A 7,355-nucleotide genomic window follows, 5' to 3' on the forward strand; every position below is an offset into this window, starting at 1 on the left:
AATTCCGACATATGCAATAGCTGTCCACAAAGTGGTATTGCGTCGATATACGAGGCTGCAAACTACGATGGCGCGACCGCGTGGACCTGGCTATGACACCCCGGACCCTGTCTCGTAGAAGCCTGCTGGCGACCACGCTCGCCGTTCCGAGCTTGGCTGCCGCCGCCCCAGACGCCTGGGCCGCGGCCACGGTGATTGGGCGCAAGATCCGTCCGCCGGTCTTCGCCGCGCGCCAATGGGACATCACGCAAGCTGGCGCGATCCAGGGCGATGTCGACGCGACGAGCGCGGCCATCTCGAAGGCGATCCAGGACTGCGTGGCGGGCGGCGGCGGGCGGGTGGTCGTACCGCCGGGCCGATGGCTCACCGGCGCGATCCGGCTGCGTAGCGGCGTCGAGCTACACCTGATGCAAGGCGCCACCCTGCTCTTCAGCACTGACCCTGCCCGCTACCCCATGGTCGCCACGCGCTGGGAAGGGGTCGAGCTGATCAACTACGCGCCGCTGGTCTTTGCCGATGGCCAGCATGACGTCGCGATCACCGGCAGCGGAACGCTCGACGGCCAGGGCCCGGCCTGGTGGCCTTGGAGCAGTGGCGCGCAGTTTGGCTGGCGTCCGGGCATGCCCGACCAGCGCAAGGCCCGCCAGGCTCTGTTCGACATGGCCGAGCGCGGCGTTCCCGTCGCCGAGAGGGTCTTTGGCGACGGCCACTATCTGCGGCCGATGATGGTGCAGTTCCAAAACTGCGCCAACGTGCTGGTCGAAGGCGTCACGCTGCGTGACTCGCCGTGCTGGACGCTGCATCCGGTGCTGTGTCGCAACGTGACCGTCCGCGACGTCACGGTGATCGGTCACGGCCCCAATACCGACGGCTGCGATCCCGAATCCGTCGACGGCATGCTGATCGAGCACTGCATCTTCGACTGCGGCGACGACTGCATCGCCATCAAGTCGGGCCGCAACGCCGACGGTCGCCGCCTGGCCAAGCCGACCCGCAACATCCTGATCCAGGACTGCATGATGAAGGACGGTCACGGCGGGGTGGTGATCGGCAGCGAGGTGTCCGGCGGGGTCGACAATATCTTCGTCGAGCGCTGCCACATGGACAGCCAGGATCTCTGGTACGCCCTGCGCTTCAAGAACAACGCCATGCGCGGCGGCGTCATCCAGGACATCTACTGCCGTGACATCACGGTCGGGCGCGTGGCGCGGGCAGCGATCCTCTGCGACTTCAACTACGAGGAAGGCGCGCGCGGCGGCTTCACGCCGGTGCTGCGCAAGGTCCGGATCGAGCGGATGCGGGCCCACGCCGCCGCCCAGGTCCTCGACCTGCAAGGCCTGCCGAACGCGCCGCTGGGCGAGATCGTGCTGAGCGACTGCCGCTTCGACGGGGTCACCAAGGCCAGCGTCGTCGCCCATGCCAACGCGCTACGGTTGGAGCGCGTCACCGTCAACGGACGACGCGTCCCGTCCCCTACCCTGCTCAGCGCGCCACCGACTTGACGTCGACCCAATCGAAGTCAGCGACACCAGGCTTGGTCTGTCCCGGCTCGCTGTAGCTGAACAGAGCCGGCCGCGCGCCCTTCCACCAGGAAAAGCGCGGCAGGACCCCGCCCCCCATGTCAACGAAGGTCTTTCCGCCGTCGCGGCTGTAGCTGTAGTGCGCCGCCTGGTCGGCCACGGCCACACGCAGGTCGATCGCGCCAGCCGGCACGGCCGGGCCCAAGGTGTCGACGCCTCGGAGCGAGAAGACGATCCGGGTCTGGCCGTTCTTGCGGATCGCGCCGATCGCGCCGATCCCCGCGCCAAACATGGCCAGGCCCGCCCGCTGCCCTTCGACCAGCCCCCTGGCGTCGAGGCGCGCGGTGATCACCGAACTCCGGCTCTGCAGCGACTGAGTCAGGGTGTTGCGGGCGCTGACCAGATTGACCGCCGGCCCGCCCGTCAGACGCAGGAAGCCAGGCCGCGCTGAGAGGCTCCAGCGGCTGTCATCGGGATTGTGGTTCCACTCCCACTGCGGCCCGAGCTTCGCACTGGAAAAGCCGTCAGAAGTCTGTGGCGAGACGGTCGGGAAGCGTCCGCCGACATCCGGCATGGCATGCGTGAGGACCGGCCGGCCGCCGTGGGCGTCCGGGCCAGCGCCGGGGATCGGCTCGCCCATGAACGGCCAGTCGTCCTTCCAGACCACCGGCTGCAGGTGGACGATGCGGCCGTAGGCGCCCTCGCCGTTGAAGTGGACGAACCAGCCCTGGCCCGAGGGCGTCTCGACCCAGCCGCCCTGGTGCGGCCCCTTCAAGCCATTGCCCGGGACCAGCACCTCGCGGTGCTCGTACGGGCCCCAGATCGACCGCGAGCGCATCACCGCCTGGGGTCCGGTATCGACCCCGCCGATCGGTGCGAAGATGTAATACCAGCCGTTGCGCTTGTAGAGCTTGGGCCCCTCCAGCACCGGCAGGGCCTTGGCGTCCTCAATGATGACCTTGCCCTCATCGAGCACCGACTTGCCGTCCGGGGCCATGCGGTGCAGCACCAGCGGGCCCGCGCCGACCTTGCCGTGCACAAGATAGGCTTGGCCGTCATCGTCCCAGAAGGGACAGGGATCCTCCAGGTTCGGCCCTGCCACCACGGCCACCGGCGCCGTCCATGGGCCTTCGACCTTGGTCGCGGTCGACATGAAGATCCCCTCATAGGGGGTGGCGAAATAGACGTAGAACTTGCCGTCGTGGTGGCGGATCGACGGCGCCCAGACCCCGCCGGCGTAGCGCTGGCCAGACGTGCGCTGGTCGCGCGGCATGCGCTTGCCCGCATCATCGGTCGGCGCCGGCCCCGGCAGGTCATATTCCGGTGCGAACGGCAGCTTGGGCAAGACGTGGCCGGCGATCGTCCAGTGGACCAGGTCCTTGGACGTCAGGATCGGCACGCCGGGCGAGAAGTGAAAGCTGGAAGCGACGAGGTAATAGGTGTCGCCGACCCGGATGACGTCGGGATCCGAATAGTCCGCCGGCAGGATCGGATTGCGATAGACGGCCGCCGGCGACTTCGGCGCGGCCAGCGCCGGAGCGGCCAGGGCGAGAGCCGCCGCGAATAGCGCCAAGCGCATCACAGGGCACCCCGCTAGAACGATTGGGTCGTCGTCTCGTCGATCCGGCGATCGGGCAACCAGCGACTGCCGAACGACCGGAAGCCCGTGACCTGGTCGAGCAGGAAGCTCGGCCCCTTGGGCAGGCGCAGCCGGAAGAGATCGATCTCCTCGACATCATTCAGCCAGAAGGCCGGACGCGCGTCGGCCGCCTCGGTGACGATCTCCACGTTGCTCATCTCGATGTTGCGGGCGTGGCGGATGAAGAAGCCGCTGGCCGGCAGGTCGCCGAACATGTCGGGGTCGGGATAGGCCTTATCGGCCTCTGGCGGCCAACGCTTGGCCAGCTCGGCCGAACCGCCGCCCAGCGAATGGAAATAGACGTCGCTGATCTTGACGTCCTCGACCGGATGACCCGCGACGCCGGCGATGATCGACGGCTGCGGCGTGGCGCCATGGCTGACGATGTTCTGGATGGTGATCCGCCGCAGCTTGCCCACCGCCGCGCCCGCCGGACCGCGCATGCGGCTGCCTAGGCGCAGGAACAGCGGCGGAAAGCCGAGACCGCGCATGGTGATGTTGCTGATGGCGATATCTTCGGTCAGTGCCCCGTCCATCGTCTCCAGCGCGATGCCGTAGCAGTGGTCGAACACGCAGTTGGTGATGGTGACGTTCTTGAAGCCGCCGTTGGACTCCGTGCCCAGCTTAATCCGACCATAGCCGTGGAAGCCCAGCGGCATCTTCTTCCAGGTCCCGTCGATCACCGAGCCCATCTCGTAGTTGCCGGTCAGGAAGCAGTCGGAGATCGTCAGATTCTCGGTCGGACGGGCATAGCCCAGCGCGAACGAGCTCTTGGGACAGATGCCGTCATCCCAAGGCGAATTGATCGTGCAGTTGGTGACACGGACATTGCGGCAGCAGTCGATGTCCAGACCGTCGCGGTTGGTGTCGACGATCAGGTTGTCGATCGTCATGTTGTCGACGCCGGTGGCCAGAAGGGCGAACCAGCCGCCCTGCAGGACCTTGAAGTCGCGCAGCAGGACGTTGCGGCAATTCTTGAGGGCGATGGCCTTGTCGCCAACGCCCGGGCCCGAGATGTCCGGCGCATCGCCCGGGAAACGGTTGCCGCGGGTCAGGCCCTTGCCCCAGATCAGGCCTGGGCCGACGATCGAGACGTCATGCAGGCCCTCGCCGAAGATCAGGCTGTTGTTCCAGTGGCTGTGGCCATAGTCCTGATAGGCGTTGCCCGCGCCCGGGCCGGGATCGTCATAGCCGTTCGGCGCAACGCCATTGGGCGCGGCCGCCAGAATCACTGCGCCTTCGCCAAGGTGCAGGGTGATGTTGCTCTTCAGGCGAAGCGTGTAGCAGGCGTAGGTCCCAGGCGGGAAATAGACCGTGCCCCCGCCCAGCGACGCGACATGATCGATCGCTTTGTTGATGGCCGGCGAGTCGATCTGGGCGCCGTCGCCGACCGCGCCGAAATCGCGGACGCTAAACGCATAGGGCGTAGGCTTGGCGCCGCCGGCTGGCGTCGCGGCCCGGCTTGTGTGGGGGCGGATCAGCGCCGCGCCGGCCGTAAGACCGCCTAGCATCAGGCCTCGTCGATCCATAGCGTAGCACCCTCCCATTGCCCAGTTCGCCGGGTCTGGGCCGAGACAAACAAGCGGCGCCCGACGGTGTCAACGACTTTACGTTACCGGTCTCATTTCTGAATGCCAGCGCTAGCATGCGTCGAGGACGCCTCACCTCGGCGCGCACGCTCTCTGCGGTGACCAACCGAACGTCGTCAGGGATCGGCAAGGAAAGCTGACGCTGCGGATCTTCAACTCGGAGAAGCTTCCGCCTCTCACGACGTACCGTTCGACCGAAACGACTCTCGACGTGCTGGGCGCCGACGTCAGCATGGGCCGCGAAATGCAGCTCGAAATGTGGTTGCCACGCCGCATTCAGTGCCCAGACTGTTCCTTGAGCTACCCACTGTATGTGCCGTCGTCCGAGGCATGCGAACTGACGATTTCGCCGCTTACCCTCCCCATTCTGATATTGGCCGGCGCCTTCGTCGCCAAGGCGTCGCCGCGCTCCGCGCTGAACCAGAAAGGCTCGCGGCGCATATAGGCTTGCGAGAAGGAGGGCATGATCTTCGAGGACATGGACGCGGTCCATAGTTCCTCGGATTGCCCAAGCGGTAACGGGCCGATGGAGCCGCTGCGGCGCTTTAAGCTTGCCGAGGCTTCGTATGGTGTGGATATGCGGCTCGCGCATAGAGCCGCTCAGAACCCTGGCCAGCAACAATGGCGTAGAATCGGCCGCTCTAGAGTTGCGCGGTTTTGCACCGAAATGGCGCGCCCTGCTGGATTCGAACCAGCGACCGCTCGCTTAGAAGGCGAGTGCTCTATCCAGCTGAGCTAAGGGCGCGCGCTGGCCGGCCTGGTCCGCAATAGCCCTAGTGGGTCCAGGGCTGCTTGCGGTTGGCGGCGAAGTTGTCGGCATAGGCCTTGATGATCTTCTTGGGCGTCTTCGGTTCGAAGAGCTGGAAGGAGATCTCGTGACGCTGGGCGTAGGCCACGGCCTCGTCGCGGGTCTCGAAGGTCAGGCGGATCTGGCCATTCATGTCGCTGGACGTGGTCCAGCCCATCAGCGGGTCGGGCCTGCGGGCCGAGGCCGGTTCGAACTCCAGCACCCAGTCCTTGGTCTTGGCCTTGCCGGACTGCATGGCGTTCTTGGCGGGGCGATAGATGCGGGCCAGCATGGACCTCTCCCAAAGTACTTGCCGATGGTCGGAGCGGCAGGATTTGAACCTGCGACATCCTGGTCCCAAACCAGGCGCGCTACCAGACTGCGCTACGCTCCGAAACACCGGCAGGCGGCTGCTCTACAGGCGTTTGGCGCGCGGATCAACGAAAGCGTCACGCCTTTGGAAAGATCCTGTGCAAGACACGATCTCCCGGCAGGATCCCCAGCTGCGCGGCGCGGCCGCCGGCGATCTCCAGCACGCCCAGGACCATGCCGCCCGACGGCAACGGCGTCTCGTCGTGCGGACGGGCGTTGCGGACCAGCGACAGGATCGTCCCGTTGGGCGCGATGTAGAGGATGTCCAGCGGGATGAGCGTGTTCTTCATCCAGTAGGCCGCCGGCTGCGGCCGCTGATAGGTGAAGAGCATGCCCCGGTCCGGCGCCAGGGACTTGCGGAACATCAGCCCCTGCTTCTGCTGAGCCAGGGTGGCGGCGATCTCGACCTGGAAGCGCGCGCGACCGCGGCCGGTGACAATCTCGACCGTCTCCAGCTTGGGCGCGGCCAAGGCGTCGCCGCCCGCGCCGAGGGAAAGCCCCAGCGCGGCCAGAAAGGCTCGCCTGTCGATCATCCGTTCCGCCACGCGCCACCTCGCCGAAAGCCAGTCCCTGCTCGAGACTAGCTTTCGCCGCGAGACGACGGAAGTCAGACGTCGCCGGCCGTGATCTCGGCGACCACCAGGCCCTTGGGTCCGCGCGCGAACCGCACCAGAACGTCATCGCCCGGCTGCAGGTCCTCGAGCCCGCCCCGGCGGAGCGTCTCGATATGCACGAAGATATCGCCCGGCTCGGCGTCGCGGATCACGAAGCCATAGCCCTTGGTGCGGTTGAACCACTTGACCTTGGCGTGCTCGGCCGGCCCTTCGGGCTCCAGGGCGTGACGCCCGTGGCCTTCCCGCAGGGGATCGCGGCGCGGCGGCCCGTCGGCGAAGGTCCGCCTCTGGCGCTCCAGGGGCGCGGGCGCCGAGGTTTCGTCGAGATTGACGACCTCGCAGACCTGCCAGCCCTTGGGCCTCTTGACGACGTCACACACGATAACCGCCCCCTCCATGGCGGTTTCGCGGCCGCAGTTACGCAGCGACGTCACATGTAGAAGTACGTCCTTCAGCCCGGTCTGGCCGGGATCATCGGGTACGATGAACCCATAGCCCTTGCCGGCGTCGAACCACTTCACCCTCCCGCTGATGCGCACGAACTCTTCGTGCGCCGCAGCGTCCTCAAAATCGAAACCAGACATCCCACCCCTCTGGCTTGCCCAATCAGCCCATCGGAGCAAGCACTACGAGAACAGTGTTCTCGCGTGAGGAGAGCCGTCAATGACGAAATCACGTCAAAACGGCGCACAAAGGCGTTCCGCGACATTTCGTCGCAGATACATCACAGCAACAATTCTGAAATACAGCCAGAGATGGCAGTCCCTAGGGGAGTCGAACCCCTCTCTCCAGATTGAAAATCTGGCGTCCTAACCGATAGACGAAGGGACCACC

At 66.1% G+C, this 7,355-nt stretch carries 6 protein-coding genes, 3 tRNA genes and 1 pseudogene; 1 reads left to right on the top strand and 9 read right to left on the bottom strand.

The features are described from left to right. Nucleotides 1–92 precede the first annotated feature (92 nt). A complete protein-coding gene (locus tag AC1RR5_RS15740; protein WP_492922742.1) occupies nucleotides 93–1,502 on the top strand; it encodes a glycoside hydrolase family 28 protein in 1,410 nt (469 codons plus the stop codon). On the opposite strand, the gene AC1RR5_RS15745 is transcribed toward AC1RR5_RS15740, so the two are convergent. From AC1RR5_RS15745 to AC1RR5_RS15785, 9 genes and pseudogenes are all read right to left on the bottom strand, one after another. Beyond that, the gene (locus AC1RR5_RS15745; RefSeq protein ID WP_492922744.1) at nucleotides 1,483–3,099 is read right to left on the bottom strand and encodes a glycoside hydrolase family 43 protein; all 1,617 of its coding nucleotides are present in this window, start codon (nucleotides 3,097–3,099) and stop codon (nucleotides 1,483–1,485) included. The two genes, AC1RR5_RS15740 and AC1RR5_RS15745, sit on opposite strands and share 20 nt — an antisense overlap. Before the next feature lie 14 nt (nucleotides 3,100–3,113). Beyond that, nucleotides 3,114–4,688, bottom strand: a complete 1,575-nt coding sequence (locus tag AC1RR5_RS15750) for a rhamnogalacturonidase (RefSeq protein ID WP_492922746.1) — start codon at nucleotides 4,686–4,688, stop codon at nucleotides 3,114–3,116. Between the two features lie 360 nt (nucleotides 4,689–5,048). Next, nucleotides 5,049–5,228, bottom strand: coding sequence for a hypothetical protein (locus AC1RR5_RS15755; RefSeq protein ID WP_492922748.1), 180 nt, complete (start codon nucleotides 5,226–5,228; stop codon nucleotides 5,049–5,051). A 188-nt stretch (nucleotides 5,229–5,416) separates the two neighbouring features. Further along, nucleotides 5,417–5,493: transfer RNA gene (locus AC1RR5_RS15760), tRNA-Arg, on the bottom strand. Between the two features lie 28 nt (nucleotides 5,494–5,521). Further along, complete coding sequence (locus AC1RR5_RS15765; RefSeq protein WP_454715773.1) at nucleotides 5,522–5,827, bottom strand: ETC complex I subunit; 306 nt, start codon at nucleotides 5,825–5,827, stop codon at nucleotides 5,522–5,524. 25 nt (nucleotides 5,828–5,852) lie between these two features. Continuing rightward, nucleotides 5,853–5,929, bottom strand: a tRNA-Pro gene (locus tag AC1RR5_RS15770). 55 nt (nucleotides 5,930–5,984) lie between these two features. Then, nucleotides 5,985–6,588 (bottom strand): annotated as a pseudogene (locus AC1RR5_RS15775) (DUF192 domain-containing protein). Then, the gene (gene cspD / locus AC1RR5_RS15780) at nucleotides 6,515–7,105 is read right to left on the bottom strand and encodes a stationary phase survival cold shock domain protein CspD (RefSeq protein ID WP_492922750.1); all 591 of its coding nucleotides are present in this window, start codon (nucleotides 7,103–7,105) and stop codon (nucleotides 6,515–6,517) included. The pseudogene AC1RR5_RS15775 and the gene cspD overlap by 74 nt, the downstream one beginning before the upstream one ends. Before the next feature lie 172 nt (nucleotides 7,106–7,277). Beyond that, nucleotides 7,278–7,352: transfer RNA gene (locus tag AC1RR5_RS15785), tRNA-Glu, on the bottom strand. Between the last annotated feature and the right edge of the window lie 3 nt (nucleotides 7,353–7,355).

The sequence above is a fragment of the Caulobacter sp. GW821-FHT11E11 genome (assembly GCF_058808315.1).